This is a genomic window from Planococcus sp. ISL-110 (assembly GCF_018613575.1).
In the GTDB taxonomy this organism is placed as follows: domain Bacteria; phylum Bacillota; class Bacilli; order Bacillales_A; family Planococcaceae; genus Planococcus.
Map to the genome: position 1 here is coordinate 36,386 of NZ_JAGGPX010000020.1, position 25,729 is coordinate 62,114.

A 25,729-nucleotide genomic window follows, 5' to 3' on the forward strand; every position below is an offset into this window, starting at 1 on the left:
CCTGGGCAGAAACCATGGTGAGCCTATTTATGATCTTTATCATCTTCGGCAGTTTGCTGCCGGTCATGCTCAGTGTTCAGCAAAGTCTGCAAATGAAAAAAGAACGCGTCAGCGCTTATGAAACCCTGCACGAAGCCGCGAGAGAAATTAACTCGACAGGTTCGGTACAGGGGCAGCGGACAGTCAATGGCATCGTCTACAACTGGCAAATGGCCGATCGGCTGTGTGTCGATTATGCGGATTATCAAGGAAAGAAGGAGCAGCTATGCGCCGAATAGCCCGGCTGGATGAGAAAGGATTTTCGTTTTTAACGTCCATTTTCGATTTGCTGGTACTCATGACGATGCTGCCGCTGATTGTTCTGTTCTTCGGATTCGCTGTCGGCTTTACCGAAGATTTGGATGCGCACCAGGCAGAATGGCAATTGTTTGCTGTCGATTTACAGAGCTACCTGAACAACAGCGAATCGCTTGAGATCATCAATGGAGGCAGCGGAATCCGTGTCGTCCAGCTGGGGGAGGAATTTGATATCGAACTGTATACCGACATGATCCGCAAACAAAAAGAAAGAAAAGGCCATGAAGTCATGCTGACACGCGTTCGGCTATGCAGTTTTTCACTGGATGGCAACATGCTGAAGGTCCGCACTGAATTCACCACCGGCAGTCTGGAAGAGGCAGAGTATGTTTTTACGCAGCCTTAAAAACGAGAAAGGTGCCGTCTACCCCATTGCCATCGTCTTTTTCCTGTCGGCTCTGCTGCTGTTATCCCACACGCTGACGCTCTATTCCATCCAATATAAAACGTATGATGGTTTGGAAAATATGCACAGACATGCTACGATACAACTACTGAAGGATATTGAGCAAAAAAAAATACCTGAGTAGAGGTAAGTATCGGGTGGGTAGGATGAACAGAATATATTTGATTGGATTCATGGGCTGCGGCAAAAGCGCGGTCGGCAGGAGGTTGAGTTTCCTGTTAAAACTACCCTTCTATGACATGGACAAAGAGATTGTCCGGCAGACAGGGAAAACGATTCCGGAAATTTTCGAGCAGCACGGCGAAGCATATTTTCGGGACCTGGAAACACAGTTTTTGCAAAATTTTAAAAATGATCATTGCATCATCTCTACAGGCGGCGGCGTCACGATGCGAAAAGCAAACCAGAGGATCATGAGAAATACAGGGCTGGTGCTTTTTCTGGATGCTCCGTTCCGTGAAATCTGGCGGCGGATTCACCGGGATCCGAACCGCCCCATTATCCGCCAATCCAGCCGTGAGGAAATTGAAGCGCTGCATAAAGCCCGTTACCGGGACTACAAGCAAACGGCGCATATTACAATCCGCACGGAATTCAGGACATTGCGGCAAATTACACAATATGCCGCTTTTCAAGTAAATCGGCTAAAAGGCGAATGAATTGATTTTAATTAATCAATTCGTTCGCCTTTTGTCCTTTTAAAGAAAAAAGATTGCGCTTTCTATGGATCAATGTTAGGATATATTCAAAGTTATACTATTCTGTATAACGGTTTGGACCAATCAATCTTGATTTGGGCGGATGATTGTACGAGGAGAGAACGCAAATGCGTCGCCGAAGGAGCAAATGACAGAAGTTATGAATCTCTCAGGCAAAAAGACTCGTACAGGACGCATCTCTGGAGAATGCTGCATGTCAGCTACCAACGAGGAAAGCCATTATGGTAAACTTTCAGGTTCCAGGACAGAGATTTCCCTTTAAGGGAAATCTCTGTCCTTTTTTCGTGTCTTGGCACACTGTGTCAGCCGGAAGGGGTTTGAAGAATGAGGAGGAAAATCATTGGCACAGTTAAAGCGTACACCTCTGTTTGAAACGTATTCGAAATATGGCGGCAAAACGATCGATTTTGGTGGTTGGGAACTGCCTGTGCAATTTTCGAGCATTAAGGAAGAACATGAAGCGGTCAGAACAAAAGCAGGGCTTTTTGATGTATCGCATATGGGTGAAATCTTCGTCACAGGAGCAGACAGTTTAGACTATCTCCAGCATCTGGTAACAAACGATGTGTCCAAAATTCAAGATGGCCAGGCGCAGTATACAGCGATGTGTTATGAAGACGGCGGCACGGTAGATGACCTGCTGGTGTATAAATTAGCAGACGAGCATTATTTGCTTGTTGTCAACGCATCCAATATCGAAAAGGATTTTGAATGGATGGAACAGGCAAAAAAAGGTGATGTAACATTGGATAACGCTTCTGAACGCTACGGTTTGTTGGCGCTGCAGGGTCCTTTGTCTGAAAAGGTGCTTCAGCGCCTGACAAACGAAGACCTTTCAGCGATCAAACCATTCCGCTTTAAGCAAGAGGTTGAAGTGGCAGGACAAAAGGTCATTTTATCGCGGACCGGCTATACAGGAGAAAACGGTTTTGAAATCTACGCAGGGCCTGATGCGCTGGTTGTTCTTTGGGACAAAATCCTGTCGGAAGGCAAACCGGAAGGCGTCTTGCCTGTAGGGCTTGGCGCACGTGATACATTGCGCTTTGAAGCTTGTCTTGCTTTATACGGCCAGGAATTGTCGAAAGACATCACGCCGCTTGAAGCAGGCATCAATTTTGTCGTAAAGCTCAAAAAAGAACAGGACTTTATCGGCAAACAAGCATTGGCAGCCCAAAAAGAAGCTGGCGTTCCGCGTAAATCGGTAGGCATTGAAATGATCGACAAAGGCATACCGCGCCATGGTTATGCGGTATATGCAGGAGACCAGAAAATCGGAGAAGTGACTACAGGCACCCAGTCACCAACCTTGAAGAAAAATATCGGTCTGGCTTTGGTTTCGAGTGAATGGGCTGAATTGGGAATCGAATTGGAAGTTGAAATTCGCAACAAACGATTAAAAGCGAGAACAGTGGAAACACCATTTTATAAACGATCCAACTAATTTAACTTGAAAAGGGGACTGCACTCGATGAAACATCGCTATTTACCAATGACGTCTCAAGACGAAAAAGAAATGCTGGAAACGATCGGCATCAGCTCAATCGATGAATTGTTTTCGGATATCCCGGAAAAAGTCCGTTTTAAAGGCGAATACAACATCAAAGCAGCCAAATCAGAGTCTTCACTGACAAAGGAATTGGCACAGCTTGCAGCTCAAAACGCTGACACCAACCGTTATGCTTCTTTCCTTGGAGCGGGTGTTTACGACCATTACAAGCCGATTATCGTAGATCACGTGATTTCACGTTCTGAATTTTATACTGCCTATACGCCTTACCAGCCGGAAATCTCCCAGGGTGAATTGCAGGCCATCTTCGAATTCCAGACGATGATCAGCGAATTGACGGGCATGGACATTGCCAACTCTTCTATGTATGACGGCGGAACGGCACTTGCCGAAGCCGGAATGCTTGCTGCAGGGCACACGAAACGCAAGAAAATTCTAGTATCACATGCAGTCCATCCGGAATCGCGTGACGTTGTCCGCAGCTACGCACTTGGCCAGTCTATCGAAGTTATCGAAATCCCGTTGAAAGATGGCCACACTGACTTGGATGCTTTAAAAGAGATGATCGATGAAAACGTCGCAACTGTGATGATCCAATACCCGAACTTCTTTGGACAGGTTGAAAACCTGAAAGAAATTGAACCGATTGTCCACGAAGCCGGCGCGTTATTATCCGTTTCTTCGAATCCGTTGGCACTTGGCGCGCTTACGTCTCCGGGCCAGCTCGGAGCGGATATCACAGTAGGCGATGCACAGCCTTTCGGCATTCCGGAAGCATACGGCGGCCCTCATTGCGGTTATTTCGCCGTCACGAAAAAATTGATGCGCAAAGTACCGGGGCGCTTGGTTGGTGAAACGACGGATGAAGAAGGCCGCCGTGGATTTGTGTTGACCTTGCAGGCGCGTGAACAGCATATCCGCCGCGACAAAGCGACTTCCAATATCTGCTCGAACCAGGCTTTGAACGCTTTGGCAGCATCGGTTGCTATGACAGCACTCGGCAAAGTCGGCACTCAGGAAATCGCCAAACAGAACATCATCAAAACACATTATATGAAACAGCAATTGAAAAGAGCAGGTCTTGAAATCGCATTTGAAGGCGCTCATTTCAATGAAGTCGTTGTGAAAATGGAAGAATCCATCAAGCAGTTGAACGACCGTTTATTTGAAAACAACATGATCGGCGGCTATGACCTCGGCTTGAGCTATGATGAATTCAAAGGCCATATGCTGGTTGCGGTCACGGAGCAACGGACAAAAGAAGAAATCGATGCATTTGTGCAGGAAATTGCTGCAAAAGTGAAGGAAGCGGGGGCTACTCATGCATAAGGACAACCAAGCGCTAATTTTTGAATTGACCAAAGAAGGCCGCGTCGGCTATAGCCTTCCGACACTTGACGTACCGGAAGTTGACTTGAGCGAGCTCTTGCCGAGTGATTTGATCCGCACGGAGGCAGCTGAACTGCCGGAAGTATCGGAACTTGATATTATGCGCCATTATACGGCGTTATCCAACCGTAACCATGGTGTGGATTCCGGATTCTATCCATTAGGTTCATGTACCATGAAATACAATCCGAAAATCAACGAAACCGTTGCACGGTTCCCTGGATTTGCGAATATCCATCCATTGCAGGATGAGAAAACCGTTCAAGGGGCTCTTGCCTTGATGTTTGATCTGCAGGAGCATCTGAAAGAAATTACCGGCATGGACGAAGTCACTCTGCAGCCTGCCGCAGGTGCACATGGTGAATGGACCGGGTTGATGATGATCCGTGCCTACCATGAAGCACGGAGCGACTTTAAACGGACAAAAGTCATTGTGCCGGATTCGGCGCATGGCACCAATCCGGCGTCAGCGACGGTTGCCGGATTCGAAACTGTAACAGTCAAATCAAGCGATCAGGGACTTGTGGATTTGGAAGACCTGAAGCGCGTTGTCGGGGAAGATACGGCGGCGTTGATGCTGACAAATCCGAACACGCTCGGATTGTTTGAAGAGCAGATTATGGAAATGGCAGCCATCATCCACGAAGTTGGCGGCAAGTTGTATTATGACGGCGCCAATCTGAACGCGGTTATGTCAAAAGCACGCCCGGGAGATATGGGCTTTGACGTGGTTCACTTGAACTTGCACAAAACCTTTACTGGCCCTCACGGCGGTGGCGGACCTGGATCTGGCCCAGTAGGTGTGAAAAATGATCTGCTTCCATATTTGCCAAAACCGGTATTGGTGAAAAAAGACGATGCCTATACATTCGATTACGACCGTCCGGAATCAATCGGCCGTGTCAAGCCGTTTTACGGCAACTTCGGCATCAACGTGCGTGCCTATACGTATATCCGTTCCATGGGGCCGGATGGCCTGAAAGCAGTTACGGAATACGCGGTATTGAACGCCAACTACATGATGCGAAGACTACAGCCTCATTTCGATTTGCCGTATGACCGCCATTGCAAGCATGAATTCGTCTTGAGCGGCCGCCGCCAAAAGAAACTGGGTGTCCGTACATTGGATATGGCGAAACGCCTGCTTGACTTCGGCTATCATCCGCCAACCATCTACTTCCCATTGAATGTGGAAGAAGGCATGATGATCGAACCGACAGAAACCGAATCCAAGGAAACTTTAGATTCGTTCATCGATGCGATGATCCAGATTGCCAAAGAAGTGGAAGAAAATCCTGAGATCGTCCAAAATGCACCACACACGACGGTCATCAGCCGTTTGGATGAAACAAAAGCAGCACGAAAACCAGTACTTCGTTATTATAAAGGCGAATAACATCGCAAAAAGGCGTGGAAGCTATTGGGCTTCCACGCCTTTTTGCCGATCAATAAAATCCAATCGACAGGCCTTTAGTCAGCTTGGCCATATCAGTAAGTTCCACATCTGAAAAAATCTGTTTGATGTCGAGTTTGCGCAGGGACTTGGAAGGAGCCGGAATTTCATAGGCCGGCCAAAACGGCAACACGGTTAATCAATGCCGGATCAATTTTATCGGGGCAATTGGAGGTTCCGATGCCGAACAGCCCTCCGCGTGATTTTGTGCCGACCAAGGCGTTCAGAAAGACGGAGCGGGTAAAGTCTGGCATGGAGCCGATCTCCAGAACGGCCAGAGCCAGTCTGGAGACGATCCCAAAGGCCTCTTGTATGGTGTAGCTGTTGGTGAACCCGGGTGATTTGCCAATAGACGACAGGCGCTTTCGTGGAGCCGGTGATGGATTTGGCGAGCGAGCCATATAACAGGATGCTAAATCAGTTTGTTTTCGAAGCTTTCCTGGATTTTTAGATTGCCGCCGTACAAGTCGTTGGAAGCATTGGTGATTTTCCCAAAAGGATGGCAGTTTTCAAAAGGAGTTCCCATTTCAAATAGAGTGAGATAAAAAAGTGAAAAAACCCTTCCAGCAATGTGGAAGGGTTTTTGAAGCTTAGGCTTTGGATTTTACTTTTCCGGTCCATTGTTTGAATCCGCCTTGCAGCTGGAACAATTGATCGTAGCCTTTTTTCTTTAGGAAAACTGCGACACGTCCACTGCGTGCTCCGTTCTGGTCATATAAGTAGACCGGCTTGTCCGAACGGATTTCCTTGTAGCGCTGACGTAATTGTGATTGTGGAATATTGCGTGCTCCCAGGATATGTCCAGCCGCAAAATCTTTCGGTTCGCGTACGTCAATCAATTGGGCTTTTCGGTAGCCTTCAATAAATTTTTCTTGTGTCAGGTTAGTGACCGCTTTTTTGATGCGGAAATAAGAAATGACCGCGTAAATGATGATTGCCAAAACGATGGCGATCGTGATGTATAAAAATTCCAATGTTCTTGCCCCTTTCTCATCTTCCTTTATTATAAGAGAAGAGATGACGGATATTCAATGCCAATGTTACACTAATTATCGGAAATAGGAGGCGATCTTGTGAAATATCCAAAATGGATTTTTATAAACTCAGGGGCGAACAGCCCTTCTTACAATATGGCGCTTGATGAAGCCTTGCTGACATGGCACAGTGAAGGGCTTATTCCGCCGGTCATCCGTTTTTATAGCTGGGAGCCGGCCGCATTGTCGATCGGTTATTTTCAGAAAGTGGAAAAGGAGATCGACATGGAAGCCGTCAACCGGCTTGGCCTCGGATTTGTCCGCCGGCCGACAGGAGGCAGAGGGGTTCTTCATGAGCATGAGCTTACATATAGCATCATTGTCAGTGAAGATTATCCGGATATGCCGGAAACGGTTACAGAAGCTTACCGCGTGCTGAGCGAAGGGCTGTTGGAAGGCTTTAAAAATCTCGGACTGGATGCCCGTTTTTCGGTTCCGGATACGGATGACAAGCGCGCTGACTTGAAAAAACCAAAGTCGGCGGTTTGTTTTGATGCCCCTAGCTGGTATGAAATGGTCGTTGAAGGAAAAAAAGTGGCGGGCAGTGCACAAACACGCCAAAAAGGTGTGATTTTGCAGCACGGTGCGATTCTGATTGACTTGGATGCCGAGAAGCTGTTGTCGGTTTTTAAATTTTCGAGCGAAGAGGCGAAAGAGCGGATGCGCATCAAAATCCCCGAAAAAGCAGTATCGATCAATTCGCTGCGTCAGCAGCCGGCTACTGCGGAAGAATGCGTCCTTGCATTCAAGAGCGGATTCGAGAAGGCCTTGGCCATCGATCTGCAGCCATACACCTTGTCGGAACAGCAACTCGCCGAAGTCAAGGCTTTAGAAGAAAAAAAATACGCGAATGCCGAATGGAATTTCCGTGTTTAAGTGTCTTTTGGCTCATTTTGTGGATTCCCAAAGCTGGAAACCTTGCTAAATAAAGCTTTTTAAACAGGCTGGATTCTACAGCAGAAAATTATTATTGAAAACGAGTTTCAATATGTAGTATGCTGGGAATTGAAGTAATACTATATATAGTATCTGACTCCATATAACACAAAGGAGGAATTGTCAAATGGTTTCCGCCACACAATCCCAGTATTCATTAAATTCAAGAGCGTTAAACGAGGATATCGAAACGTTCCCGCAAGTTCACACAATTACTCCTGATATGAAACTAACGCATAAAGGGGTATCCCGCCTCGTAATGATTGACCGTTATTCGTTTAAGGATACGGAGAAAAAGACCCTAAAAGCAGGCGATTTTGTTGTCTTGACTGTCAAAGAAGATCCGAAATTCCCGGCTCGTGGCCTTGGCTACATCGTGTCCATCGATCAGCAGACCAACAAAGCGCAGGTTTGGATCGAGGAAGATTACAGAAGCGCCATCGACAATCCGAAGGAACAAGAAGCAGGTATCGTCAATCGCCCGATCGAAGTGATCGAGAAGCCGCTGGAAGTTTTTTACGAGCAGATTGCGAGACGCAATGCGACTGGTCTTGCTTCGGTGGAGAAAACTCCTGAAAAACGCCAGGAATGGTTCGAGAAATTCTACCAGCAATTGGTCGGATTGAAGTTCATTCCAGCTGGCCGTGTGCTATACGGGGCAGGTGCCGATACGGATGTAACGTATTTCAACTGTTACGTGATGCCATTTGTAGCCGATTCACGCGAAGGCATTTCCGATCACCGCAAACAGGTGATGGAGATCATGAGCCGTGGAGGCGGAGTCGGCACCAGCGGTTCAACACTTCGTCCGCGCAACACATTGGCTCGCGGAGTCAACGGCAAATCGTCGGGTTCTGTATCTTGGCTGGACGATATCGCCAAGCTGACACATCTTGTAGAACAGGGTGGATCAAGACGCGGGGCACAGATGATCATGCTTGCAGACTGGCATCCGGATATTGCAGAATTTATTATTTCGAAAATGCAGAATCCGCGCATTTTGCGCTATTTGATTGAAAATACAAAAGATGAGACCATTAAAAAATTGGCTCACGATAAACTGAAATTCAAGCCTTTGACAGAGCAGGAAAATGCGATGTACCAGGGAATCCTGAACTACCGCGCGATTCCTGGAATGGGTGGATTCAACGAGAAAATCATGCGCGACGCTGAAACGAAGCTGAACGATGGCGGAACTTATACGGTTCACAACGAAGAATTTTTGACAGGTGCCAATATTTCAGTCACTTTAACCAGCGATTTCATGACAGCTGTCGAAAACGATGCGGATTTCGACCTTCGCTTCCCGGCAGTGGAGTCCTATTCAAAAGAGGAAATGGCCGTCTACAACGAACAATGGCAGGAAATCGGCGACGTCCGTGAGTGGGAACGTATGGGCCACGGTGTCCGTGTTTACCGCACGATGAAAGCCCGTGAACTGTGGAACCTGATCAATATCTGCGCGACGTATTCAGCTGAACCCGGCATTTTCTTTATCGATAATGCCAACGAAAAAACAAATGCGGCGGCATATGGACAAAAAGTCGTTGCCACTAACCCTTGCGGCGAACAGCCATTGGCACCGTATTCTGTCTGCAACCTGGCTGCGGTCAACCTGGCCCGGTTTGCAGATCCAAAAACAAAGACAGTCGATTTTGAAGCTTTAAAAGATACGGTTCGCGTCGGCGTCCGCATGCAGGACAATGTTATTGATGCAACTCCTTACTTCCTGGAAGAAAACCGGGTGCAGGCACTCGGCGAACGCCGTGTCGGCCTTGGTGTCATGGGACTTGCCGATTTATTGATCTACTGCGATAAGGAATACGGCTCGCCGGAAGGCAATGACCTTGTGGATGAAGTCTTCAAGACAATTGCCACGGCAGCGTATGAAGTCTCGACTGACCTAGCAGCAGAACGCGGCAGCTTCCCATTCCTTGTCGGCAAAACCGATGACGAAACGGCAGCACTCCGAAAAGCCTTCACCGAAACCGGGTTTATGCAGGGCATGCCGGAACATGTACGCGAAGCGGTTCTTGAAAAAGGAATCCGCAATTCGCATTTACTGACAGTGGCACCAACAGGGTCTACTGGTACGATGGTCGGCGTTTCAACCGGACTTGAACCATATTATTCATTCACATACTACCGCAGCGGCCGCCTCGGCAAATTTATCGAGGTCAAAGCTGACATCGTCCGTGAATACCTGAAGAACAATCCGGAAGCCAATGAAGAAAACCTGCCGAAGGCGTTCGTCACGTCGATGGATTTGGCGCCGGAAGCACATGCAGATGTCCAGTGCATCATCCAGCGTTGGATCGATTCATCCATTTCGAAAACAGTCAATGCACCACGCGGCTATACAGTCGAACAAGTGGAGGGCGTTTATGAGCGTCTTTACAAAGGCGGAGCAAAAGGCGGTACGGTTTACGTCGATGGCAGCCGCGACTCACAGGTTCTGACATTGAAAGCCGAAGACAACACTTTTGAAGAAGAGCAACAGCCGGAGGAAACGAGCAAGCGTCCGATCGTCTTGATCGACACGATTCAGGATCTCCGTTCTACCAATGTCAGCATCGGTTCTGAAGTGGGCGACACCTGCCCGGTTTGCCGTAAAGGGACAGTGGAAGAAATGGGCGGCTGCAACACCTGCACCAACTGCAACGCTCAACTAAAATGTGGATTATAAAATGACCAGCGCGATGGCCCAACAGCCATCGCGTTTTTTTATGTTTGAATTTAATGGGAAATAGCCTGTCGGTTCTAAAAGGGCGCTTCCGCATTTCTTTATTGTCCAGCTCCGGCAGCCAGATTCTAGGGTCATAAGCCACTCCAGCTGTGCGGCTGAAGAAACGCCGCTTCGCCGGAGCGTCTTATGCCCGTCGAATCCAAACGGCTGCTTCCGCATTTCTTTATTGTCCAGACTCCAGCAGCCAGCCCCTCGAGTCGCTTCACCCTTACCAACAATGGCAAAGGCCGCCATTACTGGTAAGGCTTCCAGCGCTTGTCGGGGCTAAACGGCTGCTTCCGCATTTCTTTATTAGTTGCTCGATTGTTCCGATATGTTAAAATAATTAAGAATGTGTCAGGGGAAGGAGAAGGTCAAATGCGCGTATTGGTTCTGAATGGCCCTAATTTAAACCGCCTGGGCAAGCGGGAGAAAGAAGCATACGGAACGTTTACACTGGAAGAGCTGGAGCAGGAGCTGGTGGAGTTTTCCTATCACCATAATATTGAATTGATTTGCCGGCAGTCGAACCACGAAGGGGAATTGATCGACTGGATTCACGGAGCGGGTGATGAAGCGCTTTCAGGCATCGTCTTGAATGCGGGAGCCTATACGCATACGAGTATCGCCATACGCGACGCCATTGCTGCTATCGAGGTCCCAGTAATTGAAGTACATATATCAAATGTCCACAAACGTGAAGAATTCCGCCACCATTCGTATATCTCTCCAGTTACTATCGGGCAGATTGTCGGGTTTGGACAGGACGTCTACAAATTGGCGCTGCAAGCATTGATCTTAAGACAAGAGAGAGGATGAACACATTGAAACTTCAAAAGTTACGCGCTGAAATGAAGCGCCGGGATGTCGAGGCAATACTTGTCACCAGTCCCTTCAATCTTCGCTATATCACCGAATTTACCGGAACTGCAGGCCTGGCGATTGTCACGCAGGAGGAAGCGGTTTTCATTACGGATTTCCGCTACACGGAACAGGCAAACGACCAGATCAAAGAGTTCGAAGTGGTGCAGGCAAAAAAAAATCTGATGGACCAAGCCGTTCAGACCGTCAAATCTTTGGGCATTCATACGCTTGCTTTTGAGCAGGATTACATGACTTTTGCTACGGCGATCCAGTATAAAGCGGAAATGGATGCAGAATTGGAACCCATCAGCAACTTGATTGAAAAGATCCGCATGGTCAAGACGCCTGAGGAAGTTGCCATCCTGAAAGCCGCTGCCAAAATCGCAGATGAAGCCTTTGAGCATATTTGCGGATTTATTCGTCCTGGGCTTACAGAGCTGGAAGTTTCCAATGAGCTCGAGTTTTTCATGAGAAAACAAGGAGCAACTTCATCGAGTTTCGATACCATTGTCGCTTCTGGACTGCGGTCGGCGCTGCCGCATGGTGTGGCGACGGACAAAGTCATCGAAAAAGGCGACATGATCACACTGGATTACGGAGCCCTTTACAACGGGTATATCTCGGACATCACCCGTACGGTAGCTGTCGGCGAACCTTCAGCGCAGATGAAGAGAATCTATGATATTGTATTGAAGGCACAGCAAATGGGCGTGGAGAAAATCGGGCCGGGCATGAGCGGCATCGAGGCAGATGCCATTGCGCGCGACTTTATCAAGTCCGAAGGTTACGGGGAAGCATTCGGCCATTCAACCGGGCACGGCATCGGTTTGGAAGTCCACGAAAGCCCCGGCCTGTCATTCAGATCGGAAACGGTTTTGGAGCCGGGCATGGCTGTAACGGTGGAACCGGGAATTTATCTGCCAGGAGTTGGCGGAGTCCGCATCGAAGATGATATACTGATAACCGAGTCAGGAAATGAACGGTTGACTAACTCCACAAAAGAGCTTCGCATTTTATAACAAACGGAGGAACTATTATGATTTCAGTAAACGATTTTAAAACAGGTGTCACAATTGAAGTGGACGGCGGAATTTGGCGCGTTATGGAATTCCAACATGTAAAACCAGGAAAAGGCGCTGCTTTCGTGCGGACAAAACTTCGCAACCTGCGTACAGGAAGTGTCACTGAAAAAACTTTCCGTGCGGGTGAAAAAGTCGCCAAAGCACAAATCGACAACAGCAAGATGCAGTATTTGTATGCCAATGGCGATATGCATGCATTTATGGATACAGAGACTTACGATCAAATCGAATTGCCTGAAAAAAACATTGAATACGAATTGAAATTTCTTCAGGAAAACATGGAAGTTCAAGTAATCCAGTTCCAGGGAGAAGTGCTTGGCGTTGAATTGCCGAACACGGTAGTCCTTGAAGTGGTTCAAACAGATCCAGGCATCAAAGGCGATACAGCAAGCGGTGGGTCAAAACCTGCGAAACTGTCAACCGGCTTGTCTGTCCAAGTGCCATTCTTCATCAATGAAGGTGATCGCTTGATCATCAACACGACCGATTCTTCATACGTGTCACGAGCTCAATAATAAACAGAAGGCCTCTATATTTTAGAGGCCTTTTTTTAAAAAGTCGTCTCAGCTATTTCAAAATAGACTGAAAAAGTCTAAAATGGAATAGAAATCAGTTAAATACATATTAGGGGAGTAGGATGAATATGAAAATTCAAGAAATCCGTGAAATCATCAAATTGGTAGATGGGTCATCTATTGAGGAGTTCTCTTATGAATTTGAAGGCGTCAAAGTCAAAATGAAGAAAAGTGGTTCGGGCAAGGTCCAGCAAGCCGACAGTTCGTCCGTCCAGCCCCAAGCACCAAAAGCTGTAGAAGCGCCAAGTGCACCAGCACCGGCAAAAGAACCAAACGCTGAAGAACTGGTATCGCAGGAAGCGCCGGAAATCCCGGTTGACAACCATGCCGAGTACCACAAAATTCTTTCGCCGATGGTTGGCACCTTCTATGAGTCGCCATCTCCGGATGAGGCAGCATACGTACAGGCAGGAACAAAAGTGACAGCCGATCAAGTGGTCTGCATCGTTGAAGCCATGAAATTATTCAATGAAATCGAAGCTGAAGTGGATGGGGAAATTGCTGAAATTCTTGTAAAAGATGGTCAGCTTGTTGAATACGGCCAGCCATTATTCCTAGTGAAAGCAAACTGAGGAAAGGGGAGATGGCGATGAAGAAAGTATTGATTGCAAACCGTGGAGAAATTGCGGTCCGTATCATCCGTGCCTGTAAAGAGATGGATATCGAGACGGTCGCTGTATACTCAGAAGCAGATAAAGAAGCTCTTCATGTCGAACTTGCAGATGAAGCGTATTGCATCGGTCCGAAATTATCGAAAGACAGCTATCTGAACTTTTCCAATATCATGTCAGTTGCCAAATTGACAAATTGTGACGGCATCCATCCGGGATATGGATTCCTGGCTGAAAACGCCAGCTTTGCCGAGCTTTGCGAAGCTTGCGACATCATGTTCATCGGTCCAACTGCAGATGCGATTTCACGTATGGGCACGAAAGACGTGGCACGTGAAACGATGCGCAAAGCAGGAGTGCCTGTCGTTCCAGGCTCAACCGGAATCGTTGCAAGCGAAGAGGATGGATTGCGCATTGCCGATGAACTCGGATTTCCAGTTATCATCAAAGCGACTGCTGGTGGCGGCGGAAAAGGGATCCGTGTGGCACATACGCGTGAGGATTTCATCAAAGGCTTGAACATGACACAGAAAGAAGCGGCAGCAGCTTTCGGCAATCCGGGTGTCTATATCGAGAAATTCATCGAGGATTTCCGCCATATCGAAATTCAGGTGCTTGCCGATTCCCATGGCAACGCCATTCATCTAGGCGAGCGTGACTGTTCTATCCAGCGCCGCATGCAAAAACTGGTCGAAGAAGCGCCATCACCGGCCCTGTCGCCAGAATTGCGCGCTGAAATGGGCGATGCCGCGGTCAAAGCAGCTTTGGCTGTCAACTACCGCGGAGCGGGAACAGTGGAGTTTATCTTTGATGCCGTCAACCAGAAATTCTATTTTATGGAAATGAACACACGCATCCAAGTGGAGCATCCGGTTACCGAAATGATTACAGGAATTGACTTGATCCAGCAGCAGTTGAAAGTGGCATCAGGTGAAACACTTGCCTATAAACAAGAAGACGTGACGTACAAGGGCTGGTCGATCGAATGCCGCATCAATGCGGAAAATCCGGCCAAGAACTTTATGCCTTCGGCTGGAAAAGTTGATATGTATCTTCCTCCAGGGGGCTTGGGTGTAAGAATTGATTCCGCTATGTATTCAGGGTATACGATTCCGCCTTATTATGATTCCATGGTGGCCAAACTGATTACGTTCGCGGATACGCGTGAAGAAGCAATTGCGAAAATGAAGCGCGCGTTGGATGAATTCGTCATCGAAGGCGTGTTTACGACGATTCCGTTCCATTTGAAATTAATGGATCACGAAGTATTCAAATCAGGTGATTTCAATACGAAATTCCTTGAGAAATACGATGTACTGGGATCATAAGGAGGAGCTTGGCAAATGGCAGAAAAAACGGCACCTTATGTACGCATGAAATCACATGGAGCACAGGATTTGGGCAATATTGAAGTGGCCCCGGAAGTATTGGAGATTATCGCAAGCATTGCTGCAACGGACATTGAAGGCGTTGCCAGCATGCGCGGAAATTTCGCTTCTGGTGTTGTTGAGCGTTTGGGGAAAAAAGTCCACGGCAAAGGCATCAAAACCGATTTGTCTGAAGAAGGCTTGGCAATTGATGTTTATTGCGTGATCAATTATGGTGTTTCCATTCCGAAGACCGCTTTAAAGATTCAAGAACAGGTCCGACAGACGCTTGAAAACATGACCTCACTTCAGACACAAGAAGTGAATGTCCATATTACCGGTGTCAATTTCGAGCCCAAAGCAGCAGAATAAGCAGTGAGGCTGTCCTGAAGACCAAACAATGGCTTCGGGACAGCCTCCTCTTTGTTTTTACCGGCTAATCCCAAAATATTCCTGCGTGGAACACGAGTTTCGGAGGGCGCTAACGGCCTATTGACCGAACATTTCAAACATGGAAGTTCAGCCGTAATACCTGTATAATGAGGGATAATTAGCTGTGAAAAGGAGATCGGATATATTATGAAACGACACGAAGCACGTGAAAAAGCGCTTCAGACCTTATTTCAATTAGAGGGCACTGAACTGACCATCGATGAAGCCATGGACCATGTAATGGCTGGAGAAAACGATAATTTCTATAGTTTGCTGGTGCAGGGCACCCATGCCAATATGGCAGAGATCGATGAAAAACTTGTTGGCCACCTGGAAAACTGGTCGTTGGAACGTCTGCCGAAGATTGAACGGACGATTCTTCGCATGGCTATCTTTGAGCTGGGCTATATGGAAGATGCTCCGGCGCGCGTCATCATGAACGAAGCCATTGAACTGAGCAAAACCTTCGGAGATGATAAATCCAGCCGGTTTGTCAATGGGGTCCTTTCGAAGTTTACAGAGGAATCAGCAACTTAATTGGAGGAGTTTACATGACTGCAACATTGATTGATGGAAAAGCGGTAAGCCAGAAAATTAAAGTCCAGGTAAAAGAGCGCGTAGAAAAGCTTGCGCAACAGGGAATCATCCCAGGCCTCGCCGTCGTGCTGGTCGGGGAAAACTCCGCCTCCCTTACATATGTCAAAAATAAGAAAAAGACCTGCGAGGCACTTGGAATGCGCTCTGATCTTCATCAGTTTGCGGATACGTTGACAGAGCAGGAACTGCTTGCGAAAATAGAGGAATTGAACCGGGATCCGCAAATCCACGGCATTCTTGTGCAATTGCCGCTGCCAGAGCAAATCGATGAGTTCAAAGTCATTTCGGCAATTAGCCCAGAAAAAGATGTGGATGGCTTCCATCCGATTTCAGTCGGCAATATGATGATTGGCAAAGACGCCTTCTTGCCGTGCACGCCGCACGGCATCATGGAGCTGCTGTCCCATTACGGCATCGACCCTGCGGGAAAGCACGCCGTGGTGATCGGCCGAAGCAATATCGTCGGCAAACCGATTGGCCAGCTGCTGCTTCAAAAAGATGCGACGGTAACCTATTGCCATTCCAAAACCAAGGATTTGGCGAAATTTACGACGCAGGCGGATATCCTGATTGCTGCGATCGGCAGAGCGAAATTCATTGATCATACATTTATCAAACCGGGTGCGGTCATCATCGATGTCGGCATGAACCGCGACGACAACGGCAAATTATGCGGGGATGTCGACTTCGAGGATGTCCAGGAAACTGCTGGCTTCGTAACGCCGGTACCAGGCGGTGTCGGACCGATGACCATTGCAATGCTGATGGGCAATACATTGGAATCCGCAGAAAAAGGGTTATCAAAGACAAACTAGGTATAAGCATGTAAAATAAAGAGCAATAGGGCTGTTTTTCGAAAGAAAGACAGCTTTTTAAATTCACAGACAGGGGTTGAAAGTGTGTCAACCGACCCATACTTAAGTGTCAAAGCGTTAACTAAATACATAAAGAAGAAATTTGATGCCGATCCTCACCTTCGCGACGTCTATGTCAAAGGTGAGTTGTCGAATGTTAAAATCCATACCAGTGGCCATATTTATTTTACATTGAAGGACAATGCCGCACGGTTGCCGGGCGTCATGTTTTCTGCGAGCGCCAAATCGGTTAAATTCAAACCGGAAAGCGGCATGACCGTGCTGATCCGCGGGGATATCTCGGTCTATGAAGCATCCGGCCAATATCAATTGTATGCACAGTCCATGCAGGCTGACGGCATCGGTGATTATTACCTGGCGTTTGAACAATTAAAAGAAAAGCTTGCCAAAGAGGGGCTGTTCAATGCCTCCCATAAAAAGACCTTGCCACGTTTTCCGAAAAGAATTGCGGTGGTGACTGCCCAGACAGGTGCCGCTGTACGCGATATCATCATTACACTCCATCGGCGCTACCCACTGGCAGAAATTGTGCTGTATCCGACGCTTGTGCAAGGGGCTGGAGCGACGCAGTCCATCGTCCAGTCGGTCCAGGCTGCCAATAAAGGGGATTATGATGTGTTGATCGTTGGGCGGGGTGGCGGTTCGATCGAGGACTTGTGGGCTTTCAATGAAGAAGCGGTGGCACGCGTCATCTTTGATTCGCGGATTCCGGTCATTTCCGCCATCGGCCATGAAACCGATACGACCATCGCGGATTTTGTCTCAGACCTTCGGGCACCAACGCCGACGGCTGCTGCAGAACTGGCTGTGCCGAGCCAGGCAGAACTGCTGGAACGAATTTCAAGCTATCGCAGCCGCCTATACCGGACCGTTTCTGGGACCGTCAACCAACAAAAGCAGTCCTTGAACCGATTAACCTCATCTTTTCCTCTGGCCTATCCGGAGCGTCTGTACCGGCCGTTCATTGAACGTGTCGAGCGCGCAACTGAGTCGCTGCAGCGTGAATCGCTCCAGCATCTAAAGCGCTCACAGGAACGCTACCGGACGCTGGATCCGCAGTTGAAATCACGCGTGCCGCTTCAACGGATCCGCCAGTCGGAAACAGAAGTGACAGAACTGGCAAGAAGACTTGACTATCAGATGAACCAACTTTTGAAGAATCGCACGCAGCAGTTGTCGTCAGCGATTCGCACGCTTGATGCGCTGAGTCCGTTGAAAATTATGGACCGTGGCTATTCGATTCCTTATATAGAAGGAGCTGTCGTTAAAAGTGTGTCGCAGGTCAAAATGGGCGACCGCCTGACCATCACGATGCAGGACGGCACCGTGCAGACGACTGTCAATGAAATAAATCCAGCAAACAGAGGAGACCGAAATGATGGCTGAAAAGAAAATCATGTTCAATGATGCAATGGAACAACTTGAGGAAATTGTCCGCCAGCTTGAACAGGGGGATGTTCCGCTTGAACAGGCGCTGACGCTTTACCAGAAAGGCATGGAGCTTTCAAAAGTCTGCCACGATAAATTACAGAATGCGGAAAGCCAGTTGGTGACCATGATGAAAGACGGCAAAGAAGTGCCGGCTGACATAGAAATGGGCGGGAATGCCAAATGAATTTAACCGAGTTCCGCGCCCATTATGAACCACTTATCCAACAGCAAATGGCTGAGCAGATCCTGTCTTTGTCGATTCCCGATTCGCTGAAAGAATCGATGCATTACTCGCTGCAGGCTGGCGGGAAACGGATTCGTCCGATTCTTCTGCTGGCCGTACTTCATGAGCTGAGCGGCCAGGAACACCCGGATGCCCTCAAAGTGGCGGCAGCAATTGAAATGATCCACACCTATTCACTGATCCATGATGATTTGCCTAGCATGGATAACGACGACTTGCGGCGCGGCATGCCGACCAACCATAAAGTGTTTGGGGAAGCTGTCGCCATTCTTGCCGGCGATGCGCTGCTGACTTACAGCTTTGGCATCGTGGCACGCCTGCAGCATGTTTCAAGCGATGATAAAGTACGTCTGATTGATTTGATGAGCGTTTCGTCAGGAGCTGAAGGAATGGTCGGCGGGCAGGTGCTGGATATTGAAGGCGAAGAGAAGCAGCTGACGCTGGAAGAACTAGAGCAGGTGCATCGCTTGAAAACAGGTGCGCTATTGACTTACAGCATTTTGGCCGGCGGCATCCTGGCGCAAGCTTCCAATGAAGAAATTATGGCGCTAAGCAGATTCGGTGAGCACCTGGGGCTTGCTTTCCAGATTCAGGACGATATCCTAGATGTAACGGGAACTTCCCAAGAACTTGGAAAAACGGCTGGCAAAGATGAATTCAGCGAAAAAAGCACCTATCCAAGCCTGTTGACTTTGCCGAAAGCCAAGCAAAAGCTCGAATTTCATGCTTCTGAAGCCATTAATGCTCTTCAATCGCTAAAAGGTGAAAAAGCATTACTTTTACAATTAACACATTTGATTGTCCAAAGAAAAAGCTGATTTCTAAGGCTCTGATTTGTACATTCGCTGTGTATTGATATAAAATGAACAGACAGTCTGAAGGAAAATTTTATAAAAGGTGCGTGATGGCAATGGATCTTCATTCGATTACTGGTCCATCTTTCTTAAAAGAGCTGAATACCAAACAGCTTGAAGTATTAAGTGAAGATATAAGACGGTTTCTAATAGAAAATTTATCAAGAACAGGCGGGCATATCGGTCCGAATCTCGGTGTCGTGGAACTGACAGTTGCGCTCCACAAAGTATTCGACAGCCCGTCCGACAAGTTTATCTGGGACGTGGGGCATCAGTCCTATGTTCACAAAATTTTGACTGGCAGAGCCAGCCAATTCGATACCCTGCGTCAATTTAAAGGCCTCTGCGGATTTCCGAAACGCAATGAAAGCGATCACGATGTCTGGGAAACCGGCCATAGCTCGACTTCATTGTCGGCAGCGATGGGAATGGCTGCAGCACGTGACATTAAAAAAGACAGCAACCATGTCATCCCGATTATCGGTGACGGGGCATTAACAGGCGGTATGGCCTTTGAAGCGCTTAACCATATTGGCCATGCGAAAACGGATATGGTCATCATTCTCAATGACAACGAAATGTCCATCGCTCCAAATGTCGGTGCCATGCACAGTATGCTTGGCCGGATGCGGACAGCTGGAAAATACAATAAAGTCAAAGATGATCTGGAATATCTATTGAAAAAAGTTCCTGCAGTCGGCGACAGACTCGCGTCAACAGCTGAACGGGTAAAAGATTCCTTGAAATATCTTGTGGTTTCAGGAATGTTCTTCGAAGAAATGGGCTTTACCTATTTGGGGCCAATCGATGGCCACGACCTGGAAGAGCTGGAAGAAAATCTTCGCTATGCCAAGAAAACAAAAGGACCAGTTCTGCTGCATGTCGTTACGAAAAAAGGCAAAGGCTTCTTGCCTGCAGAACAGGATGTAATTGGAACGTGGCATGGCATCGGACCTTATAAGATGGAAACCGGAGATTTAGTGAAGTCTTCTTCAAAAGCGCCTTCATGGAGCGGCCTGGTAGCGGAAACTGTCCGCAAGCTGGCTCGCACAGATGAACGGATTGTGGCGATTACGCCAGCCATGCCAGTCGGTTCGAAACTCGAAGGGTTTGCTTCAGAATTCCCTGACCGCATGTTTGATGTCGGGATTGCAGAACAGCATGCTACAACAATGGCTGCTGGATTGGCGACACAGGATATGAAACCATTCCTGGCTATTTATTCCACATTCCTGCAGCGCGCGTATGATCAGGTGGTTCACGATATCTGCCGCCAAAATTTAAATGTCTTTATCGGGATCGACCGTTCCGGCCTGGTTGGGGCAGATGGTGAAACGCATCAAGGCGTATTCGACATCGCGTTCCTGCGCCATTTGCCAAATATGGTCATCATGATGCCAAAAGACGAAAATGAAGGCCAACATATGGTCAAAACAGCCATCGATTACAATGGCGGACCGATCGCCCTTCGCTATCCAAGAGGCAACGGCTTAGGTGTGCCGATGGACGAAGAGCTTCAAGCCTTGCCGATCGGTTCATGGGAAGTGCTGAAAAGTGGAACTGATGCGGTAATCTTGACGTTTGGTACAACCATTCCGATGGCATTGCATGCAGCAGAACAATTGCTTGAGCAAGGCATTTCAGTCCAAGTAGTGAATGCCCGTTTCATCAAACCGATGGATCAGGCGATGCTGCACCGCATCTTTGAGCGCAAAATCCCAGTGGTGACGATCGAGGAAGCCGTTCTTCAAGGTGGATTCGGCAGTGCTGTTCTGGAATTTGCACAGGAAAATGATTACCGCGAGTCTGCTATTGACCGTTTGGGCATTCCGGATCAATTTATCGAACATGGCGACGTCTCTGAATTGATGGATGAAATTCATTTGAACAGCGATGAAGTTGTCCGTGTCGTTAAAAAATTGACGCAAGCCCAAAAGCAGGCAGGTTCGACTATTCTATGAACAAACCTAAAAAAGAACGTGTAGATGTCCTGTTGGTTGAACAGGGCATCTGTGAAACGCGTGAAAAAGCAAAAAGGGCCATTATGGCCGGGATCATCTATTCGGGTTCCGAACGCATGAACAAGCCAGGTGAAAAAATCCTGGAAGATGCACCACTGCAGATGAAAGGCAACGACTTGAAATATGTCAGCCGCGGCGGCCTGAAGCTTGAAAAAGCCCTTCAGGAATTTGATCTTTCGGTGGACGGCAAACTGATGTTGGACATTGGCTCATCGACAGGCGGCTTTACGGATTGTGCTCTTCAAAACGGCGCTAAGCATTGCTATGCGCTGGATGTCGGCTATAACCAATTAGCCTGGAAGATTCGTCAGGATGAACGCGTGACGGTGATGGAGCGGGTGAATTTCCGCCATTCCAAACCCGAGGATTTTGTTCAAGGGCTGCCGGAATTTGCGACAATCGATGTTTCGTTCATTTCCTTGCGAATCATCTTTCCGGTCTTAAAGCAAGTGTTGGTTCCAGGCGGCGATGTAATTGCGCTGGTCAAGCCTCAGTTTGAAGCCGGTAGGGAAAATGTCGGAAAAAAAGGCATTATCCGCGATCCGAAAATCCATCGCGATGTGCTACTGAAAGTTGGTAAGTTTGCCGTCGATTCCGGCTTTCATGTAAAAAATATGTCGTTCTCACCAATCACTGGTGGAGAAGGCAATATTGAGTTTCTATTCCACCTTCAATCCGCTGCTGAAGGCAGTGAAATAGCCGGTGTCTCTGAGCCGTTGATCAACGAAACAGTAGCATCGGCACACAAAACATTGTAAACACATTCCAACAGGGATGTGTTTTCTTCTAGCTATATAAGTTGAACTAATGATCTTTCATTTCCGATATTCTGCAAAACAGCTGCGCTCCCAGGTCCACAGGGGGTGGTCATGCAGTTGGCGAGTACCAAACCTCCCCATTGTTCTGCTCCTTGCGGGGCCTTATCATGTGAGCCATGCGTGGTGTATAAAATGGTGATTTACGAGTTCAACTCATGGAGTGAACATAGCAATGAGGCCTGTTATTTCTTGATCAGACTCTAGAGCTGCATGAAGTCTTAGGCTTTTCTTGTCTTATGTATGAAATAACTGTAGGATATTAAGTATATGGAATAAATATTCACTCAAGGGGGAACACCATGAATAAGGGACAGCGCCACATTAAAATACGCGATCTCATTTCGAATCGTGAAATTGAAACGCAGGATGAGCTGGTGGACTTGCTGAAGTCGGCTGGGTACGAAGTGACACAAGCCACCGTATCGCGTGATATAAAAGAATTGCATTTGGTGAAAGTTCCACTTCAGGATGGCCGTTATAAATACAGTCTGCCTGCAGACCAACGCTTTAATCCCATGCAGAAATTGCACCGTGCGTTGACGGACGCTTTTGTCAGCATTGACGGAGCGAGCCATTTTCTGGTCATGAAAACATTGCCGGGCAATGCCCACGCCATCGGATCGCTTATCGACCATTTGGACTGGGAAGAGATTCTCGGGACCATTTGCGGAGATGATACGTGCCTGATCATCTGCAGAGACACCGAACATCGTGAAATTCTAAAACAGCGTTTAATTGAAATGCTTTAAGAAGAGGTGAACGGAAATGCTTCGGGAATTGGACATACGCAATTTTGCTATTATCGATGCCTTGACCGTCAGTTTTTCAGAAGGACTGACAGTATTGACAGGAGAAACCGGTGCCGGAAAATCCATCATCATTGACGCTGTCCATCTTTTGGCTGGCGGCCGCGGAAGCCAGGAGTTTATTCGGCATGGTGCCAAAAAGTCGGAAATCGAAGGGCTGTTTTCATTGGAAGACGAGCAGCATCCGGTATTTCGCAAGTTAGAGGAATTCGGCATCACTTGGAGTGATGGCGATATTTTGCTGCGCCGTGAATTGAACGACAAAGGGAAAAATGTTTGCCGCATCAATGGCAAGCTGGTGACCATTTCCATTCTTCGTGAGGTCGGTGCTTCGCTTATCGACATCCACGGCCAGCATGAGACACAGGAATTGATGGATGAAAAACAGCATCTCCATCTGCTGGATCAATTTGCTGGAAAAACCCTGATCAAATCAAAAGACAGCTACAGCCACACATTCGATAAATATACAAAATTAAAACGCGAGTTTTCATCTTATACGGAAAACGAGCAGCAAATTGCGCAACGCATTGATTTGCTGACGTTCCAGCTACAGGAAATCGAAGCAGCAGAATTGGTTATTGGCGAAGAAGAGGAACTAGTACAGGAACGCAAAAAGCTGCAAAATTTCAATAAAATCTATGAATCGATTTCAGCAGCACACGAAGCGATCCAGGGCGAAAGCAAAGGTCTGGATTGGGTAGGCTCGGCTATGTCTGAACTGGAACATGCTGCCGCAGTAGATGAAACCTTTACAGATTCTTCAGAAACCCTGTCGAGTGCTTTTTACCTGATTCAAGACACGGGAACAGAAATCAAGCGGATTTTGGATGATATGGAATTCGATCCTGCCCGGTTAAACGAAATCGAGCAACGCTTGGCCGTCATTCAGTCTTTAAAAAGAAAATATGGTGCTTCTGTTGAAGACATTTTGCTGTATCATGAGAAGCAGACAGATGAGTTGGATAAATTGGTCAACCGTGATCAACGCTATCAGCTGGATCAGGAAAAGCTAAAGGAGTTAACCGCAGATTTGCGAGTTGAAGCGGAAGAGCTGACAATTCTCCGCCGGAAAGCCGCGAAAAGCCTGGGCAAGGCCATCATGGAGCAATTAAAGGAATTACATATGGCTAAAGCATCGTTTGAAGTGAACTTTTCTGTATTGCCGAATGGCCGGTTTGACCGGAATGGCCATGATTCGATTTCCTTCTATATCTCGACAAATCTCGGTGAGCCACTGAAACCATTAACCAAAGTAGCATCAGGCGGAGAATTGTCCCGTATGATGCTGGCGTTGAAAACCATTTTTTCCAAGCACCAAGGCATTACTTCCATTATTTTCGACGAAGTGGATACTGGCGTCAGCGGTAGGGTCGCACAGGCGATTGCTGAGAAGATTGCAGCCATTTCGGTCCATTCCCAAGTGCTGTGCATCTCGCATCTGCCTCAAGTTGCGGCAATGGCCGATCAGCATTTATTCATTGAGAAGAAAGTCGATAAGCAGCGGACAACCACTGCCGTCAACGAACTGGATGGACGTGAACGAACAGAAGAAATGAGCCGAATGCTGTCAGGTGCCGAGATCACGGATCTGACCCTTCAGCACGCGGAAGAATTGCTGTCACTAGCAGCGGACCGGAAACTACTGATGAAATAAGCTGGTAGGCCAGTCTAGGAAAAGTCGATCCTATTGCCTGCCGGCTGCATCGTTATCTACCAGAGTCAGTCACCAAGGAGAGAGTCGAATGGACAAAATAAAAATCGCAATTGCAGATGATAATCGCGAATTGGTCGGACTGATGAAAGATTATTTAAATGCACAGCCTAATATGGAAGTGGTGGATGTTGCTTATAACGGCAAGACCTGCATTGAGATGCTGCAAAATCTGCCCCTCGATATCTTGCTGTTGGACATCATTATGCCTTATCTGGATGGCATTGCCGTGTTGGATGCCATTAAGGAAAACGGTGATTTGCAGGGCATTGACGTCATTATGCTGTCTGCATTCGGTCAAGAATCGATTATGAGCCAGGCAGCCGAATACGGAGCATCCTATTTCATCATGAAGCCTTTTGAAGCTGATCGATTGGTTGTGCAGATCAATCATATTATGAGTACACGGACCAGCATGTCGGGGCAACTGAGCAGCCGGCTGACAAAAGAGGATCGGATTACCAATATGGTCAAAGATATCGGGATACCACCGCATCTGAAGGGCTATAATTATTTGAAGGAAGCGGTCTCGCTCGTATTGGAGCAGCCTGAAATCCTCAATAAAGTCACCAAAGTGCTGTATCCCGGAATTGCCGCCAAATTTGACACGACCCCGACTCGAGTCGAAAGATCGATCCGACATGCAATCGAACAGGTGTGGAATCGCCATGAAACCGTCGATCATATCTCCAAAATCTTCGGTTACAGCGTTGCGCATCTTGAATCAAAACCCACTAATTCTGAATTCATTGCAATGGTCGCGGATAGCCTGCGGCTGGAAATGCGAAATGAAAAAGATCAATAAAATTTCACAAAACTTTCTGATCGCTATAACCGCGAAAAGAAAGTTTTTTTTGCATTCCGAGAAAATATTCAGCCTGAAAAAACAGCATATTCCAAGCTTTTCACAGC

The 25,729-nt window shown here is 47.6% G+C and carries 27 protein-coding genes and 1 riboswitch; of the genes, 25 read left to right on the forward strand and 2 right to left on the reverse strand.

Annotated elements, in window-relative coordinates; translation table 11 throughout:
- Window positions 1-29: 29 nt before the first annotated feature.
- From J7I83_RS13665 to gcvPB, 7 genes are all read left to right on the forward strand, one after another.
- Window positions 30-278, forward strand: coding sequence for a hypothetical protein (locus J7I83_RS13665; protein WP_251047653.1), 249 nt, complete (start codon window positions 30-32; stop codon window positions 276-278).
- A complete protein-coding gene (gene comGF / locus J7I83_RS13670; RefSeq protein WP_215101628.1) occupies window positions 266-703 on the forward strand; it encodes a competence type IV pilus minor pilin ComGF in 438 nt (145 codons plus the stop codon). Before J7I83_RS13665 ends, comGF begins: the two co-directional genes overlap by 13 nt.
- Entirely contained in the window at window positions 684-887 is a 204-nt protein-coding gene (locus tag J7I83_RS13675) for a hypothetical protein (protein ID WP_215101630.1), read from the forward strand. The genes comGF and J7I83_RS13675 overlap by 20 nt, the downstream gene beginning before the upstream one ends.
- 22 nt (window positions 888-909) lie before the next feature.
- Window positions 910-1,422, forward strand: a complete 513-nt coding sequence (locus tag J7I83_RS13680; protein WP_215101632.1) for a shikimate kinase — start codon at window positions 910-912, stop codon at window positions 1,420-1,422.
- A gap of 142 nt (window positions 1,423-1,564) precedes the next feature.
- Window positions 1,565-1,656, forward strand: a riboswitch (glycine riboswitch).
- Between the two features lie 166 nt (window positions 1,657-1,822).
- A complete protein-coding gene (gcvT, locus tag J7I83_RS13685; RefSeq protein ID WP_215101634.1) occupies window positions 1,823-2,923 on the forward strand; it encodes a glycine cleavage system aminomethyltransferase GcvT in 1,101 nt (366 codons plus the stop codon).
- Window positions 2,924-2,950: 27 nt separating this feature from the next.
- Window positions 2,951-4,318: an aminomethyl-transferring glycine dehydrogenase subunit GcvPA gene (gene gcvPA / locus J7I83_RS13690; protein ID WP_215101636.1), complete on the forward strand. Its 1,368-nt coding sequence runs from the start codon at window positions 2,951-2,953 to the stop codon at window positions 4,316-4,318.
- Window positions 4,311-5,774 carry an aminomethyl-transferring glycine dehydrogenase subunit GcvPB gene (gene gcvPB / locus J7I83_RS13695; protein ID WP_215101638.1) on the forward strand — a complete coding sequence of 488 codons (1,464 nt, stop codon included), beginning with the start codon at window positions 4,311-4,313 and terminating at the stop codon, window positions 5,772-5,774. Before gcvPA ends, gcvPB begins: the two co-directional genes overlap by 8 nt.
- Before the next feature lie 164 nt (window positions 5,775-5,938).
- On the opposite strand, the gene J7I83_RS13700 is transcribed toward gcvPB, so the two are convergent.
- Together J7I83_RS13700 and J7I83_RS13705 are read right to left on the reverse strand one after the other, a co-directional pair.
- Window positions 5,939-6,085 carry an ATP-binding protein gene (locus J7I83_RS13700; RefSeq protein WP_215101640.1) on the reverse strand — a complete coding sequence of 49 codons (147 nt, stop codon included), beginning with the start codon at window positions 6,083-6,085 and terminating at the stop codon, window positions 5,939-5,941.
- 336 nt (window positions 6,086-6,421) lie between these two features.
- Entirely contained in the window at window positions 6,422-6,805 is a 384-nt protein-coding gene (locus J7I83_RS13705; protein WP_215101642.1) for a rhodanese-like domain-containing protein, read from the reverse strand.
- 99 nt (window positions 6,806-6,904) lie between these two features.
- On the opposite strand from J7I83_RS13705, the gene J7I83_RS13710 reads away from it, so the two are divergent.
- From J7I83_RS13710 to spo0A, 18 genes are all read left to right on the forward strand, one after another.
- Window positions 6,905-7,741 (forward strand): lipoate--protein ligase family protein, encoded by an 837-nt coding sequence (locus tag J7I83_RS13710; protein ID WP_215101644.1) that lies wholly within the window; start codon window positions 6,905-6,907, stop codon window positions 7,739-7,741.
- Window positions 7,742-7,928: 187 nt separating this feature from the next.
- Window positions 7,929-10,487: a vitamin B12-dependent ribonucleotide reductase gene (locus J7I83_RS13715; RefSeq protein ID WP_215101646.1), complete on the forward strand. Its 2,559-nt coding sequence runs from the start codon at window positions 7,929-7,931 to the stop codon at window positions 10,485-10,487.
- Between the two features lie 417 nt (window positions 10,488-10,904).
- Window positions 10,905-11,345 (forward strand): type II 3-dehydroquinate dehydratase, encoded by a 441-nt coding sequence (aroQ, locus tag J7I83_RS13720; RefSeq protein WP_215101648.1) that lies wholly within the window; start codon window positions 10,905-10,907, stop codon window positions 11,343-11,345.
- The gene (locus J7I83_RS13725; protein ID WP_285228704.1) at window positions 11,342-12,409 is read left to right on the forward strand and encodes a M24 family metallopeptidase; all 1,068 of its coding nucleotides are present in this window, start codon (window positions 11,342-11,344) and stop codon (window positions 12,407-12,409) included. Before aroQ ends, J7I83_RS13725 begins: the two co-directional genes overlap by 4 nt.
- A gap of 17 nt (window positions 12,410-12,426) precedes the next feature.
- Window positions 12,427-12,987 (forward strand): elongation factor P, encoded by a 561-nt coding sequence (gene efp, locus J7I83_RS13730; protein ID WP_215101652.1) that lies wholly within the window; start codon window positions 12,427-12,429, stop codon window positions 12,985-12,987.
- A gap of 128 nt (window positions 12,988-13,115) precedes the next feature.
- Window positions 13,116-13,619 carry an acetyl-CoA carboxylase biotin carboxyl carrier protein gene (gene accB / locus J7I83_RS13735; RefSeq protein ID WP_215101654.1) on the forward strand — a complete coding sequence of 168 codons (504 nt, stop codon included), beginning with the start codon at window positions 13,116-13,118 and terminating at the stop codon, window positions 13,617-13,619.
- Between the two features lie 17 nt (window positions 13,620-13,636).
- Window positions 13,637-14,986 carry an acetyl-CoA carboxylase biotin carboxylase subunit gene (gene accC, locus J7I83_RS13740; protein ID WP_215101656.1) on the forward strand — a complete coding sequence of 450 codons (1,350 nt, stop codon included), beginning with the start codon at window positions 13,637-13,639 and terminating at the stop codon, window positions 14,984-14,986.
- 15 nt (window positions 14,987-15,001) lie between these two features.
- On the forward strand, window positions 15,002-15,397 hold the full coding sequence (locus J7I83_RS13745; RefSeq protein WP_215101658.1) for an Asp23/Gls24 family envelope stress response protein: 396 nt from the start codon (window positions 15,002-15,004) through the stop codon (window positions 15,395-15,397).
- A 207-nt stretch (window positions 15,398-15,604) separates the two neighbouring features.
- Window positions 15,605-15,994: a transcription antitermination factor NusB gene (gene nusB / locus J7I83_RS13750; RefSeq protein WP_215101660.1), complete on the forward strand. Its 390-nt coding sequence runs from the start codon at window positions 15,605-15,607 to the stop codon at window positions 15,992-15,994.
- A 14-nt stretch (window positions 15,995-16,008) separates the two neighbouring features.
- A complete protein-coding gene (gene folD / locus J7I83_RS13755) occupies window positions 16,009-16,869 on the forward strand; it encodes a bifunctional methylenetetrahydrofolate dehydrogenase/methenyltetrahydrofolate cyclohydrolase FolD (protein ID WP_215101662.1) in 861 nt (286 codons plus the stop codon).
- A gap of 84 nt (window positions 16,870-16,953) precedes the next feature.
- The gene (xseA, locus tag J7I83_RS13760; protein WP_215101664.1) at window positions 16,954-18,315 is read left to right on the forward strand and encodes an exodeoxyribonuclease VII large subunit; all 1,362 of its coding nucleotides are present in this window, start codon (window positions 16,954-16,956) and stop codon (window positions 18,313-18,315) included.
- A complete protein-coding gene (gene xseB, locus J7I83_RS13765; RefSeq protein WP_215101666.1) occupies window positions 18,308-18,544 on the forward strand; it encodes an exodeoxyribonuclease VII small subunit in 237 nt (78 codons plus the stop codon). The genes xseA and xseB overlap by 8 nt, the downstream gene beginning before the upstream one ends.
- Window positions 18,541-19,422, forward strand: coding sequence for a polyprenyl synthetase family protein (locus tag J7I83_RS13770; protein ID WP_215101668.1), 882 nt, complete (start codon window positions 18,541-18,543; stop codon window positions 19,420-19,422). The genes xseB and J7I83_RS13770 overlap by 4 nt, the downstream gene beginning before the upstream one ends.
- A 92-nt stretch (window positions 19,423-19,514) precedes the next feature.
- On the forward strand, window positions 19,515-21,419 hold the full coding sequence (gene dxs / locus J7I83_RS13775; protein ID WP_215101783.1) for a 1-deoxy-D-xylulose-5-phosphate synthase: 1,905 nt from the start codon (window positions 19,515-19,517) through the stop codon (window positions 21,417-21,419).
- A complete protein-coding gene (locus J7I83_RS13780; protein WP_215101669.1) occupies window positions 21,416-22,237 on the forward strand; it encodes a TlyA family RNA methyltransferase in 822 nt (273 codons plus the stop codon). The genes dxs and J7I83_RS13780 overlap by 4 nt, the downstream gene beginning before the upstream one ends.
- A gap of 359 nt (window positions 22,238-22,596) precedes the next feature.
- A complete protein-coding gene (gene ahrC, locus J7I83_RS13785; RefSeq protein ID WP_142827854.1) occupies window positions 22,597-23,046 on the forward strand; it encodes a transcriptional regulator AhrC/ArgR in 450 nt (149 codons plus the stop codon).
- A gap of 16 nt (window positions 23,047-23,062) precedes the next feature.
- Entirely contained in the window at window positions 23,063-24,760 is a 1,698-nt protein-coding gene (recN, locus tag J7I83_RS13790; RefSeq protein WP_215101672.1) for a DNA repair protein RecN, read from the forward strand.
- 88 nt (window positions 24,761-24,848) lie between these two features.
- Window positions 24,849-25,622, forward strand: coding sequence for a sporulation transcription factor Spo0A (spo0A, locus tag J7I83_RS13795; protein ID WP_215101674.1), 774 nt, complete (start codon window positions 24,849-24,851; stop codon window positions 25,620-25,622).
- The last annotated feature ends 107 nt before the right edge of the window (window positions 25,623-25,729 follow it).

Bases quoted from the DNA above. Each gene is read 5' to 3' on its own strand.
- J7I83_RS13665 (WP_251047653.1), top strand. From the start codon at position 30: ATGATCTTTATCATCTTCGGCAGTTTGCTGCCGGTCATGCTCAGTGTT.
- gcvPB (WP_215101638.1), top strand. From the start codon at position 4,311: ATGCATAAGGACAACCAAGCGCTAATTTTTGAATTGACCAAAGAAGGC.
- spo0A (WP_215101674.1), top strand. From the start codon at position 24,849: ATGGACAAAATAAAAATCGCAATTGCAGATGATAATCGCGAATTGGTC.
- J7I83_RS13715 (WP_215101646.1), top strand. From the start codon at position 7,929: ATGGTTTCCGCCACACAATCCCAGTATTCATTAAATTCAAGAGCGTTA.
- J7I83_RS13745 (WP_215101658.1), top strand. From the start codon at position 15,002: ATGGCAGAAAAAACGGCACCTTATGTACGCATGAAATCACATGGAGCA.
- J7I83_RS13770 (WP_215101668.1), top strand. From the start codon at position 18,541: ATGAATTTAACCGAGTTCCGCGCCCATTATGAACCACTTATCCAACAG.
- J7I83_RS13675 (WP_215101630.1), top strand. From the start codon at position 684: ATGTTTTTACGCAGCCTTAAAAACGAGAAAGGTGCCGTCTACCCCATT.
- J7I83_RS13700 (WP_215101640.1), bottom strand. From the start codon at position 6,085: ATGCCAGACTTTACCCGCTCCGTCTTTCTGAACGCCTTGGTCGGCACA.
- aroQ (WP_215101648.1), top strand. From the start codon at position 10,905: ATGCGCGTATTGGTTCTGAATGGCCCTAATTTAAACCGCCTGGGCAAG.
- dxs (WP_215101783.1), top strand. From the start codon at position 19,515: ATGGATCTTCATTCGATTACTGGTCCATCTTTCTTAAAAGAGCTGAAT.
- efp (WP_215101652.1), top strand. From the start codon at position 12,427: ATGATTTCAGTAAACGATTTTAAAACAGGTGTCACAATTGAAGTGGAC.
- ahrC (WP_142827854.1), top strand. From the start codon at position 22,597: ATGAATAAGGGACAGCGCCACATTAAAATACGCGATCTCATTTCGAAT.
- J7I83_RS13780 (WP_215101669.1), top strand. From the start codon at position 21,416: ATGAACAAACCTAAAAAAGAACGTGTAGATGTCCTGTTGGTTGAACAG.
- accC (WP_215101656.1), top strand. From the start codon at position 13,637: ATGAAGAAAGTATTGATTGCAAACCGTGGAGAAATTGCGGTCCGTATC.
- J7I83_RS13680 (WP_215101632.1), top strand. From the start codon at position 910: ATGAACAGAATATATTTGATTGGATTCATGGGCTGCGGCAAAAGCGCG.
- comGF (WP_215101628.1), top strand. From the start codon at position 266: ATGCGCCGAATAGCCCGGCTGGATGAGAAAGGATTTTCGTTTTTAACG.
- recN (WP_215101672.1), top strand. From the start codon at position 23,063: ATGCTTCGGGAATTGGACATACGCAATTTTGCTATTATCGATGCCTTG.
- folD (WP_215101662.1), top strand. From the start codon at position 16,009: ATGACTGCAACATTGATTGATGGAAAAGCGGTAAGCCAGAAAATTAAA.
- xseB (WP_215101666.1), top strand. From the start codon at position 18,308: ATGGCTGAAAAGAAAATCATGTTCAATGATGCAATGGAACAACTTGAG.
- J7I83_RS13725 (WP_285228704.1), top strand. From the start codon at position 11,342: ATGAACACATTGAAACTTCAAAAGTTACGCGCTGAAATGAAGCGCCGG.
- nusB (WP_215101660.1), top strand. From the start codon at position 15,605: ATGAAACGACACGAAGCACGTGAAAAAGCGCTTCAGACCTTATTTCAA.
- accB (WP_215101654.1), top strand. From the start codon at position 13,116: ATGAAAATTCAAGAAATCCGTGAAATCATCAAATTGGTAGATGGGTCA.
- gcvPA (WP_215101636.1), top strand. From the start codon at position 2,951: ATGAAACATCGCTATTTACCAATGACGTCTCAAGACGAAAAAGAAATG.